The 23,179-nt window shown below is 51.2% G+C and carries 20 protein-coding genes; 9 read left to right on the plus strand and 11 right to left on the minus strand.

What is annotated here, in order from left to right; translation table 11 throughout:
- Window positions 1-68: 68 nt before the first annotated feature.
- A complete protein-coding gene (surE, locus tag METPAY_RS11660) occupies window positions 69-851 on the minus strand; it encodes a 5'/3'-nucleotidase SurE (protein ID WP_048152732.1) in 783 nt (260 codons plus the stop codon).
- Between the two features lie 183 nt (window positions 852-1,034).
- Between surE and METPAY_RS11665 the strand changes: the two genes are divergently transcribed.
- The 3 genes from METPAY_RS11665 to METPAY_RS11675 all read left to right on the plus strand — a co-directional run bounded on the left by METPAY_RS11665 (window position 1,035) and on the right by METPAY_RS11675 (window position 5,996).
- Complete coding sequence (locus tag METPAY_RS11665; protein WP_169743672.1) at window positions 1,035-2,258, plus strand: CARDB domain-containing protein; 1,224 nt, start codon at window positions 1,035-1,037, stop codon at window positions 2,256-2,258.
- Between the two features lie 315 nt (window positions 2,259-2,573).
- Window positions 2,574-4,244, plus strand: a complete 1,671-nt coding sequence (locus METPAY_RS11670) for a bifunctional metallophosphatase/5'-nucleotidase (RefSeq protein WP_048152734.1) — start codon at window positions 2,574-2,576, stop codon at window positions 4,242-4,244.
- 96 nt (window positions 4,245-4,340) lie between these two features.
- The gene (locus tag METPAY_RS11675; protein WP_048152735.1) at window positions 4,341-5,996 is read left to right on the plus strand and encodes a bifunctional metallophosphatase/5'-nucleotidase; all 1,656 of its coding nucleotides are present in this window, start codon (window positions 4,341-4,343) and stop codon (window positions 5,994-5,996) included.
- 14 nt (window positions 5,997-6,010) lie between these two features.
- On the opposite strand, the gene METPAY_RS11680 is transcribed toward METPAY_RS11675, so the two are convergent.
- On the minus strand, window positions 6,011-8,089 hold the full coding sequence (locus tag METPAY_RS11680) for a type B DNA-directed DNA polymerase (protein WP_084600854.1): 2,079 nt from the start codon (window positions 8,087-8,089) through the stop codon (window positions 6,011-6,013).
- Entirely contained in the window at window positions 8,010-8,522 is a 513-nt protein-coding gene (locus METPAY_RS11685; protein WP_048152737.1) for a hypothetical protein, read from the minus strand. The genes METPAY_RS11680 and METPAY_RS11685 overlap by 80 nt, the downstream gene beginning before the upstream one ends.
- A 116-nt stretch (window positions 8,523-8,638) precedes the next feature.
- On the opposite strand from METPAY_RS11685, the gene METPAY_RS11690 reads away from it, so the two are divergent.
- Genes METPAY_RS11690 through METPAY_RS11700 form a run of 3 tightly spaced genes read left to right on the plus strand, consistent with a single transcriptional unit; the run spans window position 8,639 to window position 10,678 of the window.
- Window positions 8,639-9,544 carry an ATP-grasp domain-containing protein gene (locus METPAY_RS11690; RefSeq protein WP_084600856.1) on the plus strand — a complete coding sequence of 302 codons (906 nt, stop codon included), beginning with the start codon at window positions 8,639-8,641 and terminating at the stop codon, window positions 9,542-9,544.
- Between the two features lies 1 nt (window position 9,545).
- Window positions 9,546-10,472, plus strand: a complete 927-nt coding sequence (locus tag METPAY_RS11695; protein WP_048152779.1) for a hydantoinase/oxoprolinase family protein — start codon at window positions 9,546-9,548, stop codon at window positions 10,470-10,472.
- Window positions 10,473-10,477: 5 nt separating this feature from the next.
- The gene (locus tag METPAY_RS11700) at window positions 10,478-10,678 is read left to right on the plus strand and encodes a hypothetical protein (RefSeq protein WP_048152738.1); all 201 of its coding nucleotides are present in this window, start codon (window positions 10,478-10,480) and stop codon (window positions 10,676-10,678) included.
- Between the two features lie 466 nt (window positions 10,679-11,144).
- Here the strand turns inward: METPAY_RS11700 and METPAY_RS11705 are convergent, their stop codons facing one another.
- Window positions 11,145-11,354: a TOBE domain-containing protein gene (locus tag METPAY_RS11705; protein ID WP_013328995.1), complete on the minus strand. Its 210-nt coding sequence runs from the start codon at window positions 11,352-11,354 to the stop codon at window positions 11,145-11,147.
- A 66-nt stretch (window positions 11,355-11,420) separates the two neighbouring features.
- Window positions 11,421-11,954 carry a hypothetical protein gene (locus METPAY_RS11710; RefSeq protein ID WP_048152739.1) on the minus strand — a complete coding sequence of 178 codons (534 nt, stop codon included), beginning with the start codon at window positions 11,952-11,954 and terminating at the stop codon, window positions 11,421-11,423.
- A gap of 124 nt (window positions 11,955-12,078) precedes the next feature.
- Here METPAY_RS11710 and METPAY_RS11715 point away from each other — a divergent pair, with 124 nt between their 5' ends.
- From METPAY_RS11715 to METPAY_RS11725, 3 genes are all read left to right on the plus strand, one after another.
- Window positions 12,079-13,638, plus strand: coding sequence for a molybdopterin oxidoreductase family protein (locus METPAY_RS11715; protein WP_048152740.1), 1,560 nt, complete (start codon window positions 12,079-12,081; stop codon window positions 13,636-13,638).
- Window positions 13,639-13,640: 2 nt separating this feature from the next.
- The gene (locus tag METPAY_RS11720) at window positions 13,641-14,885 is read left to right on the plus strand and encodes a Coenzyme F420 hydrogenase/dehydrogenase, beta subunit C-terminal domain (protein WP_048152741.1); all 1,245 of its coding nucleotides are present in this window, start codon (window positions 13,641-13,643) and stop codon (window positions 14,883-14,885) included.
- Between the two features lie 157 nt (window positions 14,886-15,042).
- Entirely contained in the window at window positions 15,043-15,606 is a 564-nt protein-coding gene (locus tag METPAY_RS11725) for a carbonic anhydrase (protein WP_048152780.1), read from the plus strand.
- Window positions 15,607-15,624: 18 nt separating this feature from the next.
- Here the strand turns inward: METPAY_RS11725 and METPAY_RS11730 are convergent, their stop codons facing one another.
- From METPAY_RS11730 to METPAY_RS11755, 6 genes are read right to left on the minus strand one after another with little or no spacing between them, the layout of a single operon-like run.
- Window positions 15,625-16,140: an NADH-quinone oxidoreductase subunit B family protein gene (locus METPAY_RS11730; protein WP_048152781.1), complete on the minus strand. Its 516-nt coding sequence runs from the start codon at window positions 16,138-16,140 to the stop codon at window positions 15,625-15,627.
- An 8-nt stretch (window positions 16,141-16,148) separates the two neighbouring features.
- Entirely contained in the window at window positions 16,149-17,699 is a 1,551-nt protein-coding gene (locus METPAY_RS11735; protein WP_048152742.1) for a hydrogenase large subunit, read from the minus strand.
- On the minus strand, window positions 17,699-19,174 hold the full coding sequence (locus METPAY_RS11740; protein ID WP_048152743.1) for a proton-conducting transporter transmembrane domain-containing protein: 1,476 nt from the start codon (window positions 19,172-19,174) through the stop codon (window positions 17,699-17,701). Before METPAY_RS11740 ends, METPAY_RS11735 begins: the two co-directional genes overlap by 1 nt.
- Window positions 19,171-19,860 (minus strand): hydrogenase subunit, encoded by a 690-nt coding sequence (locus METPAY_RS11745; protein ID WP_048152744.1) that lies wholly within the window; start codon window positions 19,858-19,860, stop codon window positions 19,171-19,173. The genes METPAY_RS11740 and METPAY_RS11745 overlap by 4 nt, the downstream gene beginning before the upstream one ends.
- Complete coding sequence (locus METPAY_RS11750; protein WP_048152745.1) at window positions 19,857-20,807, minus strand: respiratory chain complex I subunit 1 family protein; 951 nt, start codon at window positions 20,805-20,807, stop codon at window positions 19,857-19,859. The genes METPAY_RS11745 and METPAY_RS11750 overlap by 4 nt, the downstream gene beginning before the upstream one ends.
- Window positions 20,804-22,762 (minus strand): proton-conducting transporter transmembrane domain-containing protein, encoded by a 1,959-nt coding sequence (locus tag METPAY_RS11755; RefSeq protein WP_048152746.1) that lies wholly within the window; start codon window positions 22,760-22,762, stop codon window positions 20,804-20,806. Before METPAY_RS11755 ends, METPAY_RS11750 begins: the two co-directional genes overlap by 4 nt.
- Window positions 22,763-23,179: the final 417 nt, after the last annotated feature.

The following is a 23,179-nucleotide window of genomic DNA, read 5'->3' on the forward strand; positions in this document are numbered from 1 at the left end:
CTAAAAATTAATATGATGACCGGATTAACGGACACCAAAGCCGTTCATTCTTCCGGGACAGGATTAACTTATTCCCTGAGCAGTTTTTTCAGCGGCTCCATTCCTTTAAAAGCAGTTGAATCAAGAGTAATCGGTGTTACCGAAACCCTGCCGTTTGCAACGGCATTGACATCAGTTCCCTCTTCAGCTTCATCGTAGAGAGGCCCGTTGATCCAGTAATAAGGCTTCCCACGCGGGTCGAGGCGTTTCTCGACACCTGTCTCAAAGAGCTTCTCTGCAAGTCTCGTGATCTCTATTCCTTCGGTAACTGTTTTCGGGATATTTACATTGATGAGATCCATGTTCTCCGGGAAACCGCATTCAAAAATATTTCCGCAGATCTTCCTGACAATCTCTTTTGACTCGTCGAAACTGCTGTCGAAATAAAACGGATCGTCGAATTTATCAGCCTGGTCCTCGACCTGGAGCGAAAAGGCGGCTGCAGGATACCCGTGGTTTGCTGCTTCGAGCGCCGCTCCTATCGTGCCCGAGGTCATAATGGATTCGAACGAGAGGTTTTCGCCTATGTTTATGCCTGAAACGACAAGGTCCGGCTTTATTCCAAGCGCATATATTCCGATTATCACCGAATCGGTCGGTTTTCCCCCGACGGAATATGCTTCTACACCGTTTATCCTGATCTTCGTCGCCCTTATCGGCTCGAATATGGATATCGAGCGGCCGACGGCGCTCTGCTGCGTGGAGGGAGCCACGACCGTGACATCGGCGATTGAGGAGAGTGCGTCATATGCGGCCCACAGGCCGGCGGATGTTACTCCGTCGTCGTTTGTAAGCAGGACTTTGGGTTTCATTTTAGTTTAACTTAGTTCTGTTAGAATAAAAGTGGATTGATAAGGCCGAAGACTTTCTCATACACTTAAGAATCCGGTTTTGGGAAAGGTTATATGCAGACCCGATAAATATTTCTTAATTTCGGAGGATTGTAGATGTTTAAAGTGAATAAAAAAATTTCATTCGTTTTAATTATTTTTTTAATGGTTTTTGTTCTCCCGTGCATTTCTGCCGCAGAGACCGTCCAGTATTCCCAATCCGGAGAGAATATGTCGTCGGACCGGTTTGTGGCGAGTGATTTTACAATAACATCCGAAAGACCTGAGATCTATCCCGGCGACACTCTTGAAATGTCCTATGTAATTACATCGGAAGGGTTTTACGACAGCATGATCAGTCTTCCGAAAGGCCTTTACTTTACCGCACTTGATCCCGACGGCAATCTTGTGGAGGCAGGGAAGGCGTTTACCGGCCAGTTCATCTCTCCCGGCGATTCGATTATAATGAAGGCAAGGCTGACGGTTGACAAACCCGGAACCTGGAAGATCTGGCCTTCATACACTATCCAGAACAACAATGGCATAGTCAAGTATAATCCTGATGAATGGGCTGCTGCCGATATATACGTCGAGGAGGAAGAAATACCGCTCGCGGATCTCACGATTATTGAGGCAGGAACAGCAGGGAGCAGTGAGAACGGCGACGATCTGAGATTTTATTACATTGTAAAAAACACCGGACCCTTTGATGCAAATACTACGGTGAGCGGAATACTGCTTAACGATGAGGATCTGGGCATCGAGAATCCTGTAGGAATCCTGCCTGCCGGTGAATCGCAGAAGGTTTTCTTTACGCTCTCCAATGTCTCGAAAGGCGATAAGATAACTATATTTCTTGATGCTGCAGGGACCGAGGACGAACTTGACGAGGATAATAACGACTGGTCGTTTGCTGTAAATCTCAAGAACGATGTCTCCAAGACATCCGACGCCGTGGATTCTTCGGATTTAGTTTCCGAAGAGCCTGAGCAGAGTTCGAACGAGACAAGTAGTGTTGTCTACTATCCTGCCACAACTGCGGTGTGCTGCGATGTCACGGCCCAGTTCATTATTCTCGGTATAATCGCAGTTCTTATGAGCGTGTTCTCGTTCGCACTCGGCTATTATTACTGCCAGTCGAAGAAATGCGAGAACGAACTCGGGTGGATGTACGCGAAGATCAAGAGGCTGGAGGCCGGAGAGACGATCGATCACAGTTATATTAAGGCCGAGGAGGTTCTCCCTGACGAGGATATAGCTGAGGCGGAAATGGTCCTGAAAGGGAAATCCGGAAAGGAGGATTCAGGCGATAAGGAGAAGCCGGCAGAAAAAAAGACCGAAGAATCCGCTGACGCGGAAAGCGGCGATAAAAAAGAGAAGAAAGAATAAATTATATTTTATCACTCTCTTTTCTGAACAAAAACCCGGTTTTTTGATATGGAATCTTAAAGGAACCTTTTTTTTATATTCTTTTGTTTTATTCTAATTATGGTGAATACGATCGCGATCAACTTCGGCGGAGGCGGAATCCACTGTTCGACACAGCAGGAACCAAAAGCCCGATAACACTTTTTTAAAATGTTCTGCCTGAAACAGCCTGTTTAATTAAAAAAGTTTATTAAACAAAGGTTCATGGACTGTTTCATGTAAATCACAACGTGATTTTCATGTAAAATAAGGGCTAATTTAAATTCAGGAATTTTCATGAAAGAGTCATCCGGTTTAAAATTTGTTACTGCACTTAGCCTGTTGCTTGTTGTCATTCTGCTGATCTTGTCGGTATTTGTTCTGGAAACTGCATTCAGTGGTAGTGATGAAGGGAATGATGAGGAAATCGCAGGGTATTCCGGCGATCTGAGAGTCCTGACAACCCCGGATATTCACAGTCATCTGTTTTCCATGAGCGATAATGACACGGGAACAAAGATCGGGCGTATAGGTGCACTCGCCGAAACTCTCGGGGAGAAGAACGAAGATACTATCTACCTTTTTGCGGGCGATCTCGGGGAAGGGGGATTTTATCATATGTACTCGGGGGTTCCTGAAGCTGAGGCCTATTCTATGGCCGGGATTGACGCCGCTGTTTTGGGGAATCACGCGTTTGATTTCAATAATTCTCTTCTTAAAGTATGGGCTACGAATGCATCATTTCCAATATTGTGTGCGAATATCGATTTCAGCGATGCCGTCCTGAATGAAACGGTGGAGGATTACGTAATTCTTGATTCCGGGGATGCAAAGATTGGCGTGTTCGGGATTCTGCTCCCCCAGCTTGGAGAGTTCGTCGAAATTCCGGGTGGAGTGGTAATTTATGAAAACACTACGGCCATTGCAAAATCCGTAATAAAGGAGCTTGAAGACCAGGATGTCGATGTGATTATTGCACTCACCCACCAGTATGAGGATGAAGATGTCGAACTTGCAGAGTCCGTTTCAGGAATCGATCTGATAATCGGCGGCCACGATCATCTTGTCTGGAACAGGACTGTGACTGCCCCTGACGGCAGCAGCGTGCTGATAGTTCATGCAGGCAAATACGGTGAGGAGACGGATTCCGTCGATCTTGTGTTCGAGAACGGTGAGGTGGCCGGTACATCGATAGAACGGTATCAAATAACGGAGGATATGCCGGTCGACCCGGAGATTACTTCGTTTATAATGCCTTATTACGAGAATTATACTGCCGGCCTCTCGGAGCCTATCGGAAGAACTCTTGTCCCTCTCGATGCTACGTATGAAACTGTAAGAACAAACGAGTCAAATGCCGGCGATCTTATCACGGATGCAATACGCACGAATGTGCCCGGTGTCGATATTGCACTCATCAACTCGGGTTCCATACGAGGGGACTGCACTATTCCCGCAGGAGAGATGTCATACCTTACGCTCGAGACCCTTCTCCCCTTCGAGAACATGATCGTGACTGTTCAGATGACCGGGGACGAGGTTAAGGATACTCTTGAACGCTCGGCGTCGGCGATTGTTTTTCCAGGGGAAGAGGAAGGCAATGTGCATAAATTATCTACTGGGGGATTTTTGCAGGTTTCAGGCGTCAGGTTTGATATTAATTCAAGCGGGGAGTCTTTTACTGCCGATTTTAATAATGATACGATAATCTCGAAGGGAGACCGTATCGAGAATCTGACTGTCGTAACTACGGACGGGATTGTCCCCATAGATCCAGATGCCGTATACACAGTCGCCGTAAATGATTACCTGGCCGGCGGCGGCAACGGCTACTCGAATATCGGGGCGATCTCCGATGACGAAAAAGTGAATACCGAGATCAACGTGATCGGTCTTCTTGCAAGCGATATCCAGGAAAATTCTCCGATTTCCCCTGAGTGTGACGGAAGGATTCGGGTTTTGGGATAATTTATGGCTCTGCAGAAATCCTGTTACTTCTTTTTGTTTCAGGGTCAAACCGTCATGTTAATCAAATCAGACGGCAATCTTCATTTTTGAGATAATATGCAGAAATCGTCCGGCCTGAAATCCGTAATTGTCGTAACTTTTGTACTGGTAATAGTAGCAGTTTTCCTCTCGTCATTTGTCCCGGGTGTCGCGTTCAACGGGAATACCGGTTCATCCGGATCGGGTTATTCGGGGGATTTACGCGTGCTCACGACTCCGGATATTCATTCCCATCTATTCCCGATGAGCGATAACGATACGGGAACAAGGATCGGCAGGATTGCCGCACTTGCCGGTACTCTCGGGGAAGAAAACGACGATACCCTGTATCTGTTTGCAGGAGATCTTGGTGAGGGAGGGTTCTACAATATGTACTCCGGCGTCCCGGAGGCGAAGTCATACTCTATGGCGGGAATCGACGCAGCGGTTCTCGGGAATCATGCATTCGACTTCCCGGTTTCAGTTCTGAAGCAATGGGTTACGAATGCGTCGTATCCTGTGCTCTGCGCCAATATGGATTTCACTGATGCGGAGCTGAACGAGAGCATAAAAGATTACTTGATTCTCGATACCGCAGGCACGAAGGTCGGGGTTTTCGGGATCATTACCCCGCAGCTCGGGAAAGTCACTGAAATTCCCGAAGGCGTGATCCTGTATGAAAACACCTCGGCGATCGCGGAATCGGTAATAGATGATCTTGAAGAGCAGGGTGTCGATGTGATTATCGCCCTTACCCACCAGTATGGCGACGAGGATATCGAACTCGCCGAATCAGTTGCGGGAATCGATCTGATAATCGGCGGCCACGATCACCTTGTCTGGAACGAGACAGTCATTGCGCCCGACGGCGGGAAGACCCTTATAGTTCATGCAGGGAAGTACGGCGAGGAGACCGATTCCGTTGATCTCACATTCAGTGACGGTAAAGTTACCGGGACATCCATAGGCAGGTATGAAATAACCGAAGACCTGCCTGATGATTCAGGGATCACTTCGTTCGTAATGCCTTATTATGTGAATTATACCGCAGGTCTCTCCGGGCCGATCGGTGAAACCCTTGTCCCGCTCGATGCTACGGAGAACATAAAAACCGGTGAGACTAATCTCGGTGATCTTGTTACCGGCATAATGAGGGAAGATGTTCCCGGTGTCGATATTGCGTTTATCAATTCCGGTTCATTCCGCGGGGACTGCATAATCCCGGCAGGGAATATATCGTATCTTACTCTGGAGACCCTTCTCCCGTTTGAGGATATTATCATAAAGATCAGGATGACAGGGCAGGAGATTAAGGATACCCTTGAAAGATCCGCATCGGCGCTTGTTGCCGCCGGTGATGAGAGTGATAGTGAAAGCAGGGTTCCGTCGGGGGGATTTCTGCAGGTCTCCGGGGTAAGATTCGATCTCAACACGAGCGGCGAGCCTTTTTCCGCCGATTTTGATACGGGTACAGTGCTTTACGCAGGAAACAGGATCGAAAATCTCACGTTTGTAACCGAATCCGGTTTGGTGCCGGTTGATCCGGATGCGGTCTATGTAGTTGCCGTAAACGACTATATTGCCGGCGGGGGCGACGGTTATTCGAATCTTAAGGATATTCCCAACGACAGGAAAACGAATACCGAGATCAACCTGATCAATCTTCTTGCCACCGATATCGAAGAGAATTCTCCGATCTCCCCGGGGACTGACGGGAGGATTCGGGTTTTTTGATATAATAATCATCTCTATTCCGGATTCAGGGAAATACCCCTTTTCTTTATCGAAGAGAATACGAATTCGATCTCCCCGTATGCCTTGTCGATGAGCCCCCTGTAGTATTTCATATCGGCTGTCTTCAGGTTCCATTCGGGATCTGCGGCCCGCCTGCCGGCGTCCCTGACAACGTAGCGAATGTCCATCCCGGGAGATACGGAGATACCGTCCTCCCGGCAAACCTCAAGGAGCGTTCCGGCAATGCAACGTTTCTCGTAACTTTCACGCCCGATCCTTCGCCTGAGAAGAAATTCCGCCGCCGGTGCCTCTGTTGCGCCTTCGTAATACCTGTCGTAGATCTCCCTGGCGGCATCCTCAAGCCCGAGGAGTTCGCCGGCGGTCTTCCCGGTGCATAGCAGTGCAATCATCTCGTCCTGCATACGGCGGACATACGGCGGCATGTCCTTTCGCCTCGCCGCCGCACCCCTGATCTTCGGTTTTCCGCCGGCAAGTCTCCCGAAATACCCTGTATACGATCCTGATCCGTCCTTCTGCGGGAGGAAGCAGATCCAGTCGTAGGACTCATACTCCGTCGGGATCGAATACTTCTCTTCGACCCGCCGTTTGAATTCGACGATATCTCCGCCCTGCACCCAAACGCAGTCGACGATCCCGTGGAGAACCGGCATCCCCATCGATTCAGCGAGATCGGCGACTCCGCCCAGTATATCGGTCGCGATCGTCGTGATCTCCTCGTGCACTTCAATTCTCCCGAACTTGGCGTTCTTGTAGCCGGTATACCCGAAGCACGTGACGAGCATCCATTTCAGGAGTCCATCCATCCCGGCATAATCGGGATTGGTCTTTTTCAGGGCTTTCGTCTTCAGGCGAAACTCCAGGAGGGGGTCAAGCACGGACGGGAGAAATCCGACGATGTTCCTGTTCTCCATCGTCTCCGGCGAGAGATTGTAATTCACTATTATCGCGGGATAGAATGAAGTGAAGTCGAGCTGGTGGACGTTCTCGTATACCGACGGCTCCGGCTGGAATATGAGCCCGCCCCTGTATTCGATCCTGATCTTGTCCGAAGGGCGGATCATCTCGGCGTCCCGTTTCCTGTATGGAACCACAATCCCGCGTTTGAATGCCTCAAACTCTTCGTATTTCGATATGACCGTTCCGGGTGTGAACCTGCTCGTGAGGTTGGGCGAAACGCCGGAGAGTGCCGACGCAAGGAAGACACCCCTGAGACCTCCTTCGTGGTATATGAAGCTCTGGGCACTGTCGATTATGATCCTACCCTCTGGGATCATCGCCGGCGGTTTGTACTCGGTCCTTCCATACGAGAAGTACGACCTGCTCTTAAGCTCCCGGAACCGCCCGGTCCTGCTGAGTGAGTTGAAGATTCCCGCGTTATTTGCGATCCTGCAGATCCTGTGCATCCAGCCGTCCGCGTTCTCGAACAGGATGACATCCGGCTCGCTATCCGAGACACGGTTGATCAGCCATTCGGAAAGCTCGGCATTGTCCCCGAAGCATTTCCATTCCTTCCCTTCAGACTCCACCGAGAGCGAACGCATCTCAGTCTCCCTGTGCGGAGCAGCTCCTGCCTTAATATCCATTATGGAGAGTGGGATCTCCGGCGTGGCCGAAAAGACGTCTTCTCCGGAGTTCAGGCAGAGCCTGAGTCCGTTCTCCGCAAGATACCTCTGCTCGTTTCGTATGTCGACATTGTATAGATCGGCCGTGTATCGCGTCTGCTTCTCGATCGTATCCGCGATCTCCCGGCCCCCGAAGACTCTCCAGCCTCGTTTTTCCCCGTAGATGGTCTTAAATTTGCATTCTTCGGCGAAGCCGCGGTCTTCCAGTTCGCCTGTCATCATGTAGTGAAGGTCGGGATCGGGGAGGTGGAAGCAGAATGACGGCGGGAACTTTTTCGTGTGGCACCTGACGCCGTCCCTGTCTTTTACCCATAGTAAGACTGTGTCTCTCCTGTAGTATGCGTCGAAGATCCAGCCCCCCGTGTTTTTTTCAACCGTTCTCCCAGCTCCCGAGAGTAGTCTGCCCGGACAGGACTGTTCTGCCCTTCTCCGCGGGCCGCGGTGCGTCAGCCTCCCCTATCACCACCACCCTGTCTGCATATTTCTCCATCATCGTGAGGGCCGAATCGAACCGCCTGTGAAAGAGGACGACCGCGGCCTTCTCTGCAGTCTCCCTGCACTTCATTCCTACAGCCTCCGCGAGTTCCGGTTCGCCGTCGTAAAGGCTCGGGTCGTGCTCGAAAAGGATCAGCGAATGGCTGGATTCGTCGAGTATCTCGAAGACCTGGAAAGGATTGATCGCCCGCCTGACATGGAATATCCTTCTCCTCCGGTCGAGTTTCGGGAGGAGCACGGGGTAGTTGCCGCAGAGATAGAGGCAGAGGTTTGTCTCGTGGGGCGGGATAGCCGACGCTATCGCGGGGACAAGAGTTCCGTGCGGGGCGGCAAGGATGCTGAATGTGCCGGCTGAAAATTCGGGTATTCCGTTCCGGTCTTTGATCATCGAGGATCTGTTCCGGTGTATTCAGGTATAACCGCGGGTCGTGTGCGGTGCGAAAGTATAATCCGTCTGGTGGCAGTCTCCCTGCACCACCCCAATCGTCACGCTCATGTGTGTTAATGATCAATCCTAAAGGAATGAAGGCGCTCATTGCCGAATATACCGTTTTCAACGATCCCGGCCTTGCACCGGAGGGAAGAGCGATGCTTAGGGTGCTCAGCGAGAGTTTCGAACGCTGCGGGTATGAAGTTTTATCCCCAGAGAAAGGTGACTTTGCAGAGGAGATCGGGCGTCTGGCTCCCCAGTGCGATGTCGGGCTTGTAATCGCACCGGACGACATACTATGGCGGTTCACGAAGATCGTGGAGGACAATACGAGAAATATCGGCTGCGGCAGCCTGAATATTGCGCTCTGTTCGAACAAGCGCCGGACCGGGGAAATGCTTTCGTCGCAGGAGATCGCGGTCCCGAAAGAGATAGACGAAGGTATCAGGCTCATCAAAAAGATCAACGGCGTCGACGGGCAGAATATGAGGCTGGCGGACGAGGAACCCGAAAAGGGTGAGTTCGGGCAGGAGTTCATCGAAGGCGACAATATCAGCGTAAGCTTAGTCGGCGGGCGTGTGACGGGAGATACCTGCCTCTCGTACTCTGGAAAGGGGCCGGTCGTCCTCTCGGTCAACAGGCAGTATATCGAAAGGGAAGGGAACAGGTTCTATTACCGCGGCGGTGAGACACCGGTCGATCACCCGCGTAGGGATGAGATCGTCGAAACCGCGATTAAGTCCATGAACATCCTCGGATGCCAGGGCTACACGGGCGTCGATGTTATAGTGGCCGACGATATATATGTCGTTGACGTGAACCCCCGGCCGACAACAAGCCTTGTCGGGATCTGTGCGATCATGGAGGAGGAGATCGCCGATATTCTCGTGGAGTCGTCAAAGGGCAATGTACCTGATTGCGTTCACCTGAACGGCCGGGTCTCGTTCGATACGAAAGGCGTGGTGAAGAGACTTGAGTGATATTATAGGCATAGATGTGGGCGGTGCCAACCTGAAGGTATTCGAAAACGATACTGTCACGATTCATTATTGTCCGATGTGGCAGAAGGCCCCGATTACAGAGATCCTCAAGTCTTATTCTGGAAAGAAGGCGGCGGTTGTCATGAGCGGTGAGCTTGCCGACGGTTTTGCGAATAAAAAAGAGGGTATAAAATTCATTGTCGAATCTGTGAAGAGAGCGATTCCGGAGTCTTTATTCTACGGGACCGATGGAGGGTTCCACGAAGGGCCGACATCCCTTCTTGCAGCCGCGAACTGGCTGGCATCGGCCGATTTCCTCAGGGAGAGATACCCGGATCAGGTCCTTGTCGATCTCGGGAGCACGACTACCGACATTATCCCGCTCAACTCTTTCGAAGCCCTGAAGGGCATGAGAGATCTCGACCGCCTGAGGAAAGGGTATCTCGTGTATACCGGAACCCTGCGGTCTACGGTTCCCTCGCTCCTGAGATCGGTATCCGTCAACGGTTACGACACTCTTGTAAGCAGCGAATATTTCGCCCAGAGTGCGGACGTTCATCTGGTCCTCGGCAATATCGATGAAGCCGATTACACCGTCCCTACTCCCGACGGTGCTACGACATCCTACGAAGCTTCGCTCCAGAGGCTTTCGCGGGTTGTATGTTCGGATCTCGAGGAGATCGGGGAGTCTGGCGCACTTGAGATCGCAAGGGCATTTTACAGTGAGCAGATGAATCTCATAAAAGAGCAGGTGGAAAGAGTCATGGATGAAACCAGATCCTCGGGAGTTATTGCAGCCGGGATCGGATCGAATATCATATCCGGACTGTTCGACTGCATCGATCTATCCTGCGAACCGGGAATCTACCCCGATGCCCTCCCTGCACAGGCCGTATGCGAGGTGGCTGAACGAACCGGTATATTCTGAGCCTGTTGCTCCTCGCCGGCTCCCTCGCAATCTCGGCAGTCTTCTTCATGGCCGGACTGCCGTTCTTCTTCATGTTCCTGTTCATACCGTTAATCCCGCTCTTCGGCCGGCAACGGAGGGCCAAAAAGTGTCCGCTGTGCGGGTGGGAGACCTACGGCGACGAGATATACTGTCCGTATGACGGAACAGCACTTGAAGAGGAATAAAATCAGGCTCTTCGCTGATTTCACTACTTTCGGCAACCCATCGCCGTGAGCCGCACAGCAGGCTCACGGATCGGCCCCGACCTCGGGGCCTCTCTATCATGATAGGCCGCTCAGGGGATAGACAAGTATCCCCTGAGTGGCAAGACGCGGTAAACTCATGGCGTGTACGGAATGAAATATGCTCCAAAAACTAAATTCAACAGCTCCGGGGACCCTTGCCGGTCCCCGAGCGTGCCGTGAGATGAGTATCTTATGGCAAGGCCCCTGGGTAGGGGCCGTCCGGCGGCATGGCCGCCGGTGCCGAGGTCGCCTGGGTAAGATATGTACACAATATCCAAACGTATGCAAGGATGAGAAAATGCTTCGCATTTTCTGGCAATTGTTTGCTGCCCAAAAATTATTTGCCCACATGAAACAGCGAAGAACCGAAAATTGCATGAACCGTGATATCAAAAAAGGGTTATATTTAGTCGACGCCAAGAATGACGTTGCTTGCTTTGATTATAGCGTAGGCTTCCTTTCCGACTTTAAGTCCGAGGTTGTCGACGGACTCTTTTGTGATCATGGAGACCACCTGTGCTCCGCCCGGAAGCTCGATTACTACTTCAGCTGCAACCTGTCCAATCTCGATCTCTTTTACTTTGCCTTTTAAGGCATTTCTTGCACTGTATTTCATTTTCGATACCTCGTTTGCATATACACTCTCATCTGATAAATATTTTGAGTTAAAAAAAGTTCTTTGTCAGCGGCGTTTTTGTAACATATAAAGCAGAATATTGTTCCTTTCAGAGCCTTCCTGCTTCATCACCGCCTCGGATATGTTGAGCAGGGACGTGGGGAAGAGAACCTCGTGAAATTCGACCGACGGGACCTCGCCCGGGTTGAAATCCGAAAGGCTCCTGATAGTCGACGGGTTTACTATGATATTCATCTTCCGGAGGATCTTCGAGATATGGTTTGCAGGGTGGAGTCTCAGGTTCAGGAGACAGAAATCTACAAGCGGAGCCCCCATCCTGATGTCATTATAGAAGGGGGAGTCGGCATACACGAGTCTCCCGCATTCTGTGCACCTGAACCGCCTGACATTTACCGTGATGTTCCGCCTCGAGTCCCCCTCCATAATCGTTGCGAACTTTTTCTTCTTTACATCGTGTGCCCTGAGCTCTCCGTCGCAGAACGGGCACCTGTCCGCATCTTCAAACAGGAACCCCTCGAGGCTTAATATCCCGCTTATTGTGATGTCCGCTATCATCGGAGGTATTGCAACTTTTTTCATATCCTGATTAGGGATTGATCCTCATATATGATAAATTCCACCGATATTGTGCATATTTAGGTTTACCAAACAAGGTTCTTAAATATATCAAAATCCAAAACTTCTGTGTTCTGAGGTATAGACTATGGAATTAAAATACGTACCTACAGTATGTCCATTCTGTGGAACAGGCTGTTCCTTCAGCCTCGTCGTCAAAGACGGCAAAGTTGTCGGATCCGCACCGTTCCACCGTTCACCCGTATGTGACGGAAAGACCTGCCAGAAAGGTCACTATGCATACGAGCTCGTGAACAGCGAAGCAAGAATCACCACCCCGATGATCAAAAAGGGCGACGAACTCGTCGAAGCATCATGGGACGAAGCACTCGCAGCAGTTGCAGACGGCCTTAAGGGCGTCTCCGGTGCGGATATCGCAGTTTTCGCATCTGCAAACGCAACAAACGAGGACATCTACGCTCTCAAGAAGCTTGCATCCGATGTGTTCAAGACCGAGAACTTCACAAGCTGTGCAGCACTCGGCATCGATGCATCCGCAGGAACAATCAGGGATATTGCGAAGGCCGACTGCATCGTCGCCGTCGGAAACATCTTCGAGTCGCACCCGCTGATTGCCCGCAGGATCGTAAACGCGAAGGACAAGGGAGCAAAGGTAATTGCAATCGACTCGGTCAACAGCTCGATGGCAAAACTTGCAGACCAGTTCGTCAAGGCCGCACCCGGCGGAGAGATCGAGGCAATCAAAGAAGCAGCAGCATTTGTCGAAGGCAGCGCTGCAGTAGTTCTCTACGCAGTCAGCGCAACAAAGAGTGAGGCAGCAGTCGCAGCAGCCGCAAAGGCTCTTGCAGATGAGAAGAAGGCCGCATTCTGTGCACTTCCCGCCCAGGCAAACGGCCGCGGAGCACTCGATATCGGTGTCGCACCTTTCGATGACGTATTCGGAAAGGAATACAAAGCCTGCTACGTGATGGGCGAGGACCTCGGACCCGTCGAAGGCGGATTCATAGTAGTCCAGGACTCGTTCCTGTCAGGAACCGCAAAGTCTGCAAACGTCGTTCTTCCCGCAGCAGTATATGCAGAGGTCGACGGAACCATGACCAACGCAGAGCGCCGCATCCAGCTCGTACGCAAGGCACAGGAGCCTGCAGAGGGCGTAAAGGCAAACTGGCAGATCGTCTCCGAAGTCGCAGGAAAGCTCGGCGGATCGATTGCATACGAATCTGCAGAAGCAATCTTCAACGAAATGTACGGCGACCTCTCCTACGATGCACTCCAGAAGGACGGATTCGTTAAAGAGGCAACAGCCGCAGTAGTCGCAGAAGGCGTTGCACCCGCAGCAGTCTCGGCCGGCGGCGACTATCCGTTCGCACTTGTTACAGGACCCTCGATCTGGCACGGCTACGGCGCAGCAGGCACACTCTCGGAGAACTGCCACTCACTCGTTAAGGAAGTCCCCTCGATGTTCGTGAAGATCAACCCCGCCGACGCAAAGGCACTCGATGTCAAGAAGGGCGAGACGGTCACTGTCTCAAGCGAGAAGGGAAGCATCAAAGCGACGGTCAGAATCTCTAAGGATCTCGACGAGGGAGTAATCTTCGTCCCGACCATGAGCATGGGCGAAGAATGCATCTGCAAGATTGCAGGCGGAGAAAAGGCAGTAGCTGCAAAGATTGAGAAGGAGGCCTGAAAATGGTAGCAAAAGGCGACATGCTCTGGGCATGGGCAAAAGATTCCGCTGCTCTCGAGAGAGGAGAGTGCGGTGGTGCAGTAACCGCTCTTCTGAAATACGCTCTTGAAAGCGGAGAAGTCGACGGTGTTCTCACAGTCGAGAAGGGTGTCGATCTCTACGATGCAAAACCCGTGTTCATCACGAACCCCGAGGATATTGCAAAGGCGGCAGGATCGCTCCACTGCGGTACGCTTCTCATGCCTAAACTCATCAAGAAGTACCTCAACGGTGCACGCGACATGAAGATCGCGGTAACCATGAAGGGCTGCGATGCAAAGGCATTCTACGAACTCGTCAAGAGGCAGCAGATCAATATCGACAACGTCCTCACGATCGGTCTCAACTGCGGAGGATCGGTAAGCCCGATCGAAGCACGCGTAATGATCGAGGAGAAATTCGGCCTCAACCCCGACGACATCGTCAAGGAAGAGATCGACAAGGGTCAGTTCATCGTTCTCACAAAGGACGGCGAGCACAAGGGCATCAAGATCGACGAACTTGAAGAGGAAGGATACGGACGCCGTGCAAACTGCCAGCGCTGCAAGACAAAGATCCCGCGCCAGTGCGATCTTGCATGCGGTAACTGGGGAGTTATCGGCGACAAGGCCGGAAAGGCGACATTCGTCGAAGTCTGCTCGGACAAGGGTGCAGCCCTCGTTACGAAGGCGGAAGGCAAGGCAATCGAGACAGCAAAGCCCGCAGGACCTGCACTGGATATCCGCGGAAAGGTCGAGGGCGCGATGTTCAAGCTCGGAGACAAGTGCCGCAAGGAGCAGTTCGAAAAGCTCGGCGAAGGCAAAGAACGTCTCAACTACATCATGGACCAGACCTCAAGGTGCATCAAGTGCTACCAGTGCATTGAGAACTGCCCGATCTGCTACTGTGTCGAGTGTTCGACCAAGAAATCGCACCTTGTAGATCCCGGCGATGTTACCCCGCCATTCATGTTCCACTTAATCCGCTATTCGCATATTGCAGATTCCTGTGTAAACTGCGGCCAGTGCCAGGAACTCTGTGCAATGGACATACCCAATGCATTATTCATGCACGCACTTCAGCTCGAGATGCAGGACATGTTCGGATACGAGCCTGGTGTCAACCTAGATCTCCCGGTACTCTCGCTTGTCGAGGAACCGGCCGAGAGAAAGCGCCTTAACGACACAGGCACCGACCAGATCTTCAACATCTTCGGCCAGAAAGAATAATCATACCGCACCTGTTATATCAACAGGCCCAATATTTTTTAGCTTTTTTTCTCCAGTGATTCTTTTAATACGCTGCAATCTGTCTTTTTTCTTATTGCCGGGCAATAATGATAAGCTATAAATCATATTTTGGTAATAAAAGATTTTGAGAGATGTTATGATTGATGCTTTTATCGAAGGTAACAAAAAATTTGTAGAGAAGGAGTTCAGGCAGAAGAAGGATCACTATTCTTCATTATCAAAAGGGCAGAGCCCTAAATCGCTCTGGATTACGTGTTCCGACTCGAGAGTTAATCCTGAAAGAATTACCTCGGCCGAGGCCGGCGAGATCTTCGTTCACAGGAATATCGGCAATATCGTTCCTGAAGATGACCTGAATATTGCAACGGTACTCGAATACGCGGTGAACCACCTGAAGGTCGGGCAGATTGTAATATGCGGGCATTCAAACTGCGGGGCCATGAAGGCGCTCGTATCCAAAGGCGGCACAGGCGATCAGTATATTCCGCAGTGGCTTGAGGAAGCGAAGCCGGCCGCCGAGAATGCAGTGTCACGCGGGTGCCCTGAAAAGATGAAAACCCTTGAGATCGAGAATATAAAACACCAGCTCGAAAACCTGAAAAAATATTACATGGTCCGTGATGCAATCGACAGGGGCAGACTTGAGGTCCACGGGATGTATTACGATCTCGAAACGGGCCTGATCGAAGAAGTGGCCTGAAAGATAATCTTTCAGGCTTTAATCTGTTTTTGCCTTCTTCATGAGGGTCAGAAGGCCTTTAATCATTTCCACGGGTTCGGGAGGGTTCCCGGGGATCTCAAGGTCCACCTGAACGACCGAACTCACCGGGCCGCAGATAGCATAGCTGTCTTTGAATATGCCGCCTGTACATGCCTCGTCTCCGATTGCAACGACGAATTTAGGGGACGGGGTTGCATCGTAGGTCTTCTTCAGGGCGTATCTCATATTGTGGGTCACGGCACCGGTTACGAAAAGGACGTCGGCATGACGCGGGGATGCAACGAATGTCACCCCGAAGCGTTCGATGTCGTAGTAAGGCGAGCTGAGGTTGTTGATCTCGATCTCGGCGGCATTGTCGCTCCCGCAGTCGACCTCCCTTATAGCAATGCTCCTCTTGAAGACCGAATTTATTTCGGCCTTCAGCATCGATCCGTATCTTTCGAAGTCCGAATCGGTTACTTCGATCCTCTCTGTCAGAGGTTTTTGTATAAGTTTACCAAAGAATCCCTTCATTTTCCGCCTCACAGATCGTTCCCCGCATAGGAAAGGTTCAGGCTCTTGTTGATCACCGGAAAGTCCGGAACGATGTTTCCGATAACGGCATGCTCGATCGAAAGCCAGTTCGTGAAAGATGCGGTCCGAACCTTGTATCTCCAGATCTTTCCGTCGCGAATTTCCAGGTAATGCAGGTTCTGGCCCCGTGCACCTTCGACCATCGCGAATGCACATCCGTCGTGGATATCCGTTCCGGAGGTTTTGATCTCTCCTGCCGGCATCTCCCCGGTGATGCTTTTTATGAACCGTGCCGATGCCTGGATCTCTTCTGCCTTCTGCATGAAACGGGACAGCACATCGCCGGTATCGTGTGAAGGGATCTCAGGAGTGTGGTGATTGTAGATCCCGTAGGGGTAGTCTGTTCTCACGTCTCTTCTGCCTCCCGAAGATCTTGCAACGGGTCCGGTCAGGTTTAATGGTCTGATAAGCGACTGCCTGACGATTCCTGTTGTGGCGAGCCTGTCGATGACCGACGAGGAGGTTACCGCGGAATCGTATGCCTCTTTTACGGATTCGCCGATCCTGTCTGCAAAGGACTCCAGCAGCAGGAGATCGGTAGATCCGATATCGGCCGACACGCCGCCGATGGTGATATAACCCCTTATGAACCTGTGGCCGAAGAGCTTTTTGTTCATTCTCATGCACTCCTCCTTCAGGGCCATGAACCGGCTTGCTCCTACAGGGTAGGCCACATCGGTCAGCATCCCTGCACAGTCGCTTAACAGCGAGCAGATTCTCTCCATCTCGAGTGCGATGCCTCTCAGCGTCTCCGCACGAAGGGACGGCCTGATGCCTGCGATCTTTTCGGCCGCAAGGCAGAAGCAGACGGAGTTTGCAACGCTCTCGTCTCCGGATATCGATTCGGCAATCTTCAGGCATTCTGCCGGTTTTTTACCCTCGGCGAGTTTTTCGATCCCCCTGTGGAGATAATAGAGGCGGGTTTCGAGGTTGAATATCGCCTCACCGATTACGCTGAACCTGAAGTGCCCCGGCTCGATGACTCCTGCGTGAACAGGCCCTACGGCGACCTCGTAGACTCCTTTTCCCTCGAGCCTCCTGAATTTATAAAGCTCCTCTTCCGGGACATACTCCCTGACGTTTACGGGTCCGTTGCGGAACGATTTTTTCAGAGGGTGGAAATCCTTCGGATAGGCGGCATGGAGGATCAGCCTCCTCGTGTCGAAAGAGCCGCTGAAAGGAATGCCGAAACCGTCGGTGATCTCTCTTTCATACAGGGATGCCGTCGGGAACAGTTCTGCAATCGAGACCGCATTACAGGATGTCCCGTATTCCATCTCGTAAATATGCCTGTTCTCCTGGCTCTCGAAGATGTATGTCAGCCTGAAAAGATCTCTTGTTGCATAGTCCTCCCGGCAGAAGAGGCAGAGCAGGACATAGCCAGATCTTTTCAGGTATTCTATCCGTTCACCGAAATCCGTGTCATTTTCGGCAAGGCGGAATTCATGATCCATTACGCCGTTGTTTGCAATCATTGTTGGTTTGCAGGAATCTGCCATTACAATGCACCTCCCAGTCCGAGCTCAGAGATTATCATGTTTAAGTAATTGTAGAACCAGTCCGGGACCATGATCCCGAAATAAAGCATGAGCACCAGCAGGAACACAATGCCGATGTGCATGCCTTTTGCGACCGGATAATGATCGGGCTTTTTGATGCCGGCACCGTCGGACCTGCATGAGAGGGCGTTCCAGATGAACCTGAACAGGGCGAAGGAGGCGATTGCGATAAAGAGCAGTATTAGAAGTCCCATCAGGGGATCGAATCTTATCGCTTCGAGCAGTATGAACAGTTTCGGGAGGAAGACCGGGAAGAGGGGAGTTCCGGTTATCGCAAGGGCGCCTGCAACAAGGAATACCGAAGCGGCGGGCTGCATATCGAAGGCGTCGCAGATCACGTCCTCCTCTGCCGGGTTTTCCGATTTGTACTGCCTGTGAATGATTCCTGCCGAAAGGAAGAGCTCAGCCTTTGTCAGTGAGTGCGCAAGGGTTTGGAACAATACCCAGAATACTGCAAAAGGCGTCCAGAACGAGAGGCCGATCAAGATCAGGCCCATATTCTCTATGCTCGAACATGCGATCAGCTTCTTCAGGTTGTGCTGCCTGAGCATCATCATCGATGCGACGAATACAGTCAGGATTCCGAAAAAGAGGACGAACATACCTGCGGTCTCTGTCTCAGGGACCTGCCTTATTATCGCATATACGCGGATAATTCCGTATATCCCTATATTGAGCAGAACGCCCGAGAGTACTGCACTAACTGCGGACGGGGCCTTTGAATGCGCATCCGGGAGCCAGGTATGGAACGGAACGATACCGCTCTTTGCCGAGAATCCGATGAACACGAAGAAAAACGCCGCCAGCGACACTGCGGGATCAAAGCCCTGCGACATGGTCATAAGCTCCGACCAGTTCAGGGTTCCCGCTCCCCCTCCGGTTCTCGACATCTCGAATAGGAAGATGAGCCCGATAAATGCGAACAGCATCGCGGTTGATGCGATGAAGATGTACTTCAGGGCCGCGTCGATATTCTCCCTCGCCGCGAGGCTTGCAACGAGCATCGCCGAGACGACGGTGGTTATCTCTGCGAGTATCCAGAACAATGCGAGGTTGTCGGAGAGGAAGACCAGCGGCGTTACGGTCATCAATATGGAGAATCCGCCGTAGAAGAGCCTGAGGCTTTTCGGGTTCAGCTCGCCGGTTTCAATCAGGCGTGTGACATATCCTCCCGCGTAGAGGGATGCCGCGAAGAACACGACGGACGAGAGCCCCGCCTCGAATGCGGAGAGATGGTCGACCCTGAAGAATCCCGAGGTCTCCGGGATGGCGCAGGCGAACATGATGTACCCTGATATCGCGATGTTTGCCGCGGAGTGAAGGATGAGGATGACTTTCTTCGATCTGTGGCCTTTCAGGATCATTATGAGGGAGAACGCGATGATTCCCGCGATGAGATAGAGAATGGCGGTCATTGTTCATCCTCCCCCGACGGCCAGATGTGATACCTGACCAGGCGTTCCTGGAACTCCTCGAGTGAAGAGTCGATTCCTATCGTCAGGATTGTCGTAAGAATTACGAGGATGATGAGATCTACGAGGATCATCACTTCGACGATGAAGGGGAGTTCAGTGGCGAAGCACCCGAATACGAGCACTCCGTTCTCCATCGAAAGGTATCCCATGACCTTCGTGATCGTCTTTTTGCGGCTGAATGTTACAAGCATCCCCATCAGCATCAGCGATACTCCGACTATCGAACCCAGGAAGAAGAGGGGGTTTTCCGTCGCGAAGCTGCCGAAGACTCCTGAAAACACCACGTATACCAGGAGCATGAGCATCAGCGACACGACAATCGAACCGGCCGGTTTGAGGTAGCTGAATTCGAGGTCTCTCCTGATATGGATCTTTTTCTGGATTCCTGTAATGAACGACGGAATAAGAATTACTTTTGCCGCGAATGTGATTGCGGCGATCAGGAGAAGCGTGTCCTCTCTTGTCATAAACCAGAGAATGCATGCCAAAATCGTGATGAGCAGGGACTGTATCGAATATACCCTGACAAGTGCGGAAAGAGTCCTCGTGGATATGATCAGCGCCGCTGTTATCAGTATCAGGACGAGTATTACCCTGACCGTATCTGACATGACTGCGTCGATCATGCGAACACCTCGATGATGATGGTCAGCGCCGAAAAGAAGAATGCGGTCATGAAGAGCGTGGGTATGCTGAAGAAACGCATTTTGGCCATCGACGACTCGAAAAGGCCTATGATCGCCGCAAGGATCAGCCCCTTCCCTAGGAACAGGAGTGCAGCGATAAAAATTCCGGGCACCAGCAGGTCCCCGCTGCCCAGAATCCCGAATGGAACGATGATCCCGATCAAAAGTCCCATGTATACCGCCTGTTTGACTGCATGCGAGAGCTCCATCAGTGCGAGGTTCCTTCCCGAGTATTCGAGGATCATTCCCTCGTGAATCATCGTGAGTTCGAGATGGGTTTCGGGATTGTCGACCGGAACACGTGATGTCTCGATAATGAGTATAAGGAACACGGATATCGAGATCAGGAGGAGGGTCGGCATCGTTGCAATGTCGAGTGCGGTCGTCTTTTCAAACATCTCGAATATGTCGAGCGTTCCGAGGACTGTTGCAAGTGCCGCCGCTACGATTATGATCGTGGGTTCGATTACGGTCGAAAGGCTCATCTCTCTTGAGCTTCCCATCCCGCCGAAGGTGCTCCCGGCATCGAGTCCGGCAAGGGAGATCATGAACCGCCCTATCGCCAGGATGTAGAGGAACAGGATTATGTTTCCGATTCCCCCGAATGAATCAGGGATGAATATTACAGGCACGAAGAGGGCCGCAAGAATCATTACCGCCAGTGAAACTACGGGGACAGCACGCGTTACCCATGAAGACGTGTCCGAGTAGACGGCCTCCTTTGAAAGAAGCTTGGCGATATTGTAGTACATCTGGAACAGCGGTGGCCCCTGCCTTCCCTGCATTTTCGCCTTGACTTTTTTGACGACTGTCATGAAGAGCGGTGCGAGTAGAATCACCACGCCTGCGTTCAACAGGCAGTAGATAACGCTTTCAAAGGTGATCATTGCATCAGCCCCAGGTATATTATAACCGAAACGACGGTGATGAAAAGGTACAGGAGATATGTATCGAGACTGCCGTTCTGGTGCCTTGATATGAGTTCTGCGAATCTTTCGACGGCACGTCCGGCAGGGATGTATATGTACTCTTCAAAAAACCGGATGAGCCTGATCCCGCCGGTGCCGGATTTGAAGATGCATCCTTCAGAATCGCAATATTCTTTTTCAAGGCACTGCCTTGTCCTGAACATCGACGAAAATATTGTTACGAGGGGCTGTGAAAATCCCTCGGATGTATATTCGATTCGTGATGCCGGCCTTCGTATTCCGCAGTCCCATGTCACCGAGATCCTGTCGGAAGGATGCCTAATGGTCTTAAGCGAAGCGTAGACCAATAAAACAACCAGGAGCAGCAGGAGGCTGACTGAGAGCATGTCCGGAAGGAATCCGGGGTAGCCTGCAAAATCCATAATCATCCCGGAGAACACTCCGGTAAGGATGCACACGCCTGCAAGGATCGCGGGGCCGGCTACCGCTCCGGAATGGACCTCTTCCGCCTCTTCGGCACATCTTGACCGTGGGAGCCCCAGGAAGGAGATCCCGAATGCCTTCACGAAGCATGCGGCTGACATCGCACTCGTGAGGGCGAAGAGGGAGAGGATTACCAGGATTAAAAGCCGCATATATGCTCCGACCTCCTGGAACGAGTAGATCAGTGATTCGAATATCATCAGTTCCCCGGCGAAACAGCATAGAGGGGGAATTGCAGATATCGCGATCGCCCCGACAAAAAAGATGAGACCTGTCTTCGGCATTCTTTTTATGAGCCCTCCCATCTCGTCGATATCTCTCGTATGAACGGAATGAACCACGGACCCGGCTGTCATGAACAGGAGCGACTTGACGATTCCATGGCTGAATGCATGGAAGATGGCTCCTGCAAGTGCGAGCATCCCGAGAAATTCATAGGAGGAGGCGGTAAAGAGGACGAACAATCCGATTCCGAGGAATATGATCCCGATATTTTCGATGCTGCTGTATGCCAGAAGTGCTTTTATATCGGATTCCTTCATCGCGTACATGACTCCGAGAACGGCGGAAAGCAGGCCGAGCACGATTATTACTCCGCCCCACCAGATCTCGATTTCAGTGATGTCAAGGAGAATTCTCAGGAGACCGTAGACCGCAATATTCAGCATTACGCCGGACATCAGTGCGGATATTGCCGAAGGTGCAGCCGGGTGTGCATACGGAAGCCATTTGTGCAGCGGTATCACACCGGCCTTTATCGAAAAACCGACCAGAAGAAGGCAGAAGATCAGGCTACCGGGATCTCCCGATACGGGAGCGATCCCGCTGAAGGTATAACTCCCCGATTCACTTACCAGCGCCAGGAACCCGGAAATTATGAACACGGTCGAAAGCTGGGTCATAGCAAAATAATACATCCCGGCCCTCTGCGTTTTTTTGTCCTCGTATTCGAACATTACAAGAAGAAACGAGGATACCGCCATGAGCTCCCAGCTGAGTATGAACCCGACGATGTCCCTCGATATGAGGACCAGCGCCATGGATATTATGAATCCGTACATCAGGGCGTTTCGCGTACTGATGCGGTTTTGAAGATTCTTATTTTCTCCTGCTCCCAGGTCGCCGAGTATATAGAGAGATACTGCGCACGACACAATTCCAAGCAGGAGAAGGAAAATTCCCGACAGTCTGTCTATCCCGAAATACAGGTCGAGTCCCGGAGCAAGCGGATAAGTGCCGAGAATAATCTCCCTGTCTCCTGCAAAAGCCAGAAAAGACCCCGATGCAGTCAGCAGCGAACCGCAGATCCCCGTGAATGAGGAGAATTTGTTTAATGACTCTTTGCCTTCTCCGGCGAATGTTGCGATAGTCGCAGAGACACAGGCCAAAGCCAGAAAAGCCAGACCTGTGATTATTAATTCCGATTCCATCTTTTATGATCCCCTGAAAATACTCCCCTGCATTATGCCGGGATAATGAGCATGATATAATATAATTTTCTCAAGTGTTGTACTGAAAAAAATCCGGCTGAATATGGTGTCTCATCCCTGATGTTTGTTAAGAATAATTACTGTCGGATACGCCGGTTAATTTAAAAATATTGCTGAAAAGTAGATTATTTCTGTCACAAGATAAATCTATTTGAGACAGGTGTTGTGTACTGTCGAAAGGGCCAGTCTTGTGAAATTAATTTTCTCCCGGACGAATGACGCGCACTAAAAAATAAAAGATCTTTCCCGTTCGGCAGCCCTAAAAGATATAATAATATTTTAATCTTTTACTTTTGAAATTTAGGCATCCTGTTCGGCCCCTATAATTTTTCAGGGATTATATAGTGATACCATTTT

The organism is Methanolacinia paynteri (genome assembly GCF_000784355.1).
In the GTDB taxonomy this organism is placed as follows: domain Archaea; phylum Halobacteriota; class Methanomicrobia; order Methanomicrobiales; family Methanomicrobiaceae; genus Methanolacinia; species Methanolacinia paynteri.

What these genes read in the sequence shown, in the direction of transcription:
- METPAY_RS11735 (WP_048152742.1), bottom strand. Translation starts at nt 17,699, where the DNA reads ATGGCAGATTCCTGCAAACCAACAATGATTGCAAACAACGGCGTAATG.
- METPAY_RS11740 (WP_048152743.1), bottom strand. Translation starts at nt 19,174, where the DNA reads ATGACCGCCATTCTCTATCTCATCGCGGGAATCATCGCGTTCTCCCTC.
- METPAY_RS11725 (WP_048152780.1), top strand. Translation starts at nt 15,043, where the DNA reads ATGATTGATGCTTTTATCGAAGGTAACAAAAAATTTGTAGAGAAGGAG.
- METPAY_RS11720 (WP_048152741.1), top strand. Translation starts at nt 13,641, where the DNA reads ATGGTAGCAAAAGGCGACATGCTCTGGGCATGGGCAAAAGATTCCGCT.
- METPAY_RS11675 (WP_048152735.1), top strand. Translation starts at nt 4,341, where the DNA reads ATGCAGAAATCGTCCGGCCTGAAATCCGTAATTGTCGTAACTTTTGTA.
- METPAY_RS11750 (WP_048152745.1), bottom strand. Translation starts at nt 20,807, where the DNA reads ATGATCACCTTTGAAAGCGTTATCTACTGCCTGTTGAACGCAGGCGTG.
- METPAY_RS11705 (WP_013328995.1), bottom strand. Translation starts at nt 11,354, where the DNA reads ATGAAATACAGTGCAAGAAATGCCTTAAAAGGCAAAGTAAAAGAGATC.
- METPAY_RS11715 (WP_048152740.1), top strand. Translation starts at nt 12,079, where the DNA reads ATGGAATTAAAATACGTACCTACAGTATGTCCATTCTGTGGAACAGGC.
- METPAY_RS11745 (WP_048152744.1), bottom strand. Translation starts at nt 19,860, where the DNA reads ATGATCGACGCAGTCATGTCAGATACGGTCAGGGTAATACTCGTCCTG.
- METPAY_RS11755 (WP_048152746.1), bottom strand. Translation starts at nt 22,762, where the DNA reads ATGGAATCGGAATTAATAATCACAGGTCTGGCTTTTCTGGCTTTGGCC.
- METPAY_RS11665 (WP_169743672.1), top strand. Translation starts at nt 1,035, where the DNA reads ATGGTTTTTGTTCTCCCGTGCATTTCTGCCGCAGAGACCGTCCAGTAT.
- surE (WP_048152732.1), bottom strand. Translation starts at nt 851, where the DNA reads ATGAAACCCAAAGTCCTGCTTACAAACGACGACGGAGTAACATCCGCC.
- METPAY_RS11670 (WP_048152734.1), top strand. Translation starts at nt 2,574, where the DNA reads ATGAAAGAGTCATCCGGTTTAAAATTTGTTACTGCACTTAGCCTGTTG.
- METPAY_RS11685 (WP_048152737.1), bottom strand. Translation starts at nt 8,522, where the DNA reads ATGATCAAAGACCGGAACGGAATACCCGAATTTTCAGCCGGCACATTC.
- METPAY_RS11690 (WP_084600856.1), top strand. Translation starts at nt 8,639, where the DNA reads ATGATCAATCCTAAAGGAATGAAGGCGCTCATTGCCGAATATACCGTT.
- METPAY_RS11710 (WP_048152739.1), bottom strand. Translation starts at nt 11,954, where the DNA reads ATGAAAAAAGTTGCAATACCTCCGATGATAGCGGACATCACAATAAGC.
- METPAY_RS11730 (WP_048152781.1), bottom strand. Translation starts at nt 16,140, where the DNA reads ATGAAGGGATTCTTTGGTAAACTTATACAAAAACCTCTGACAGAGAGG.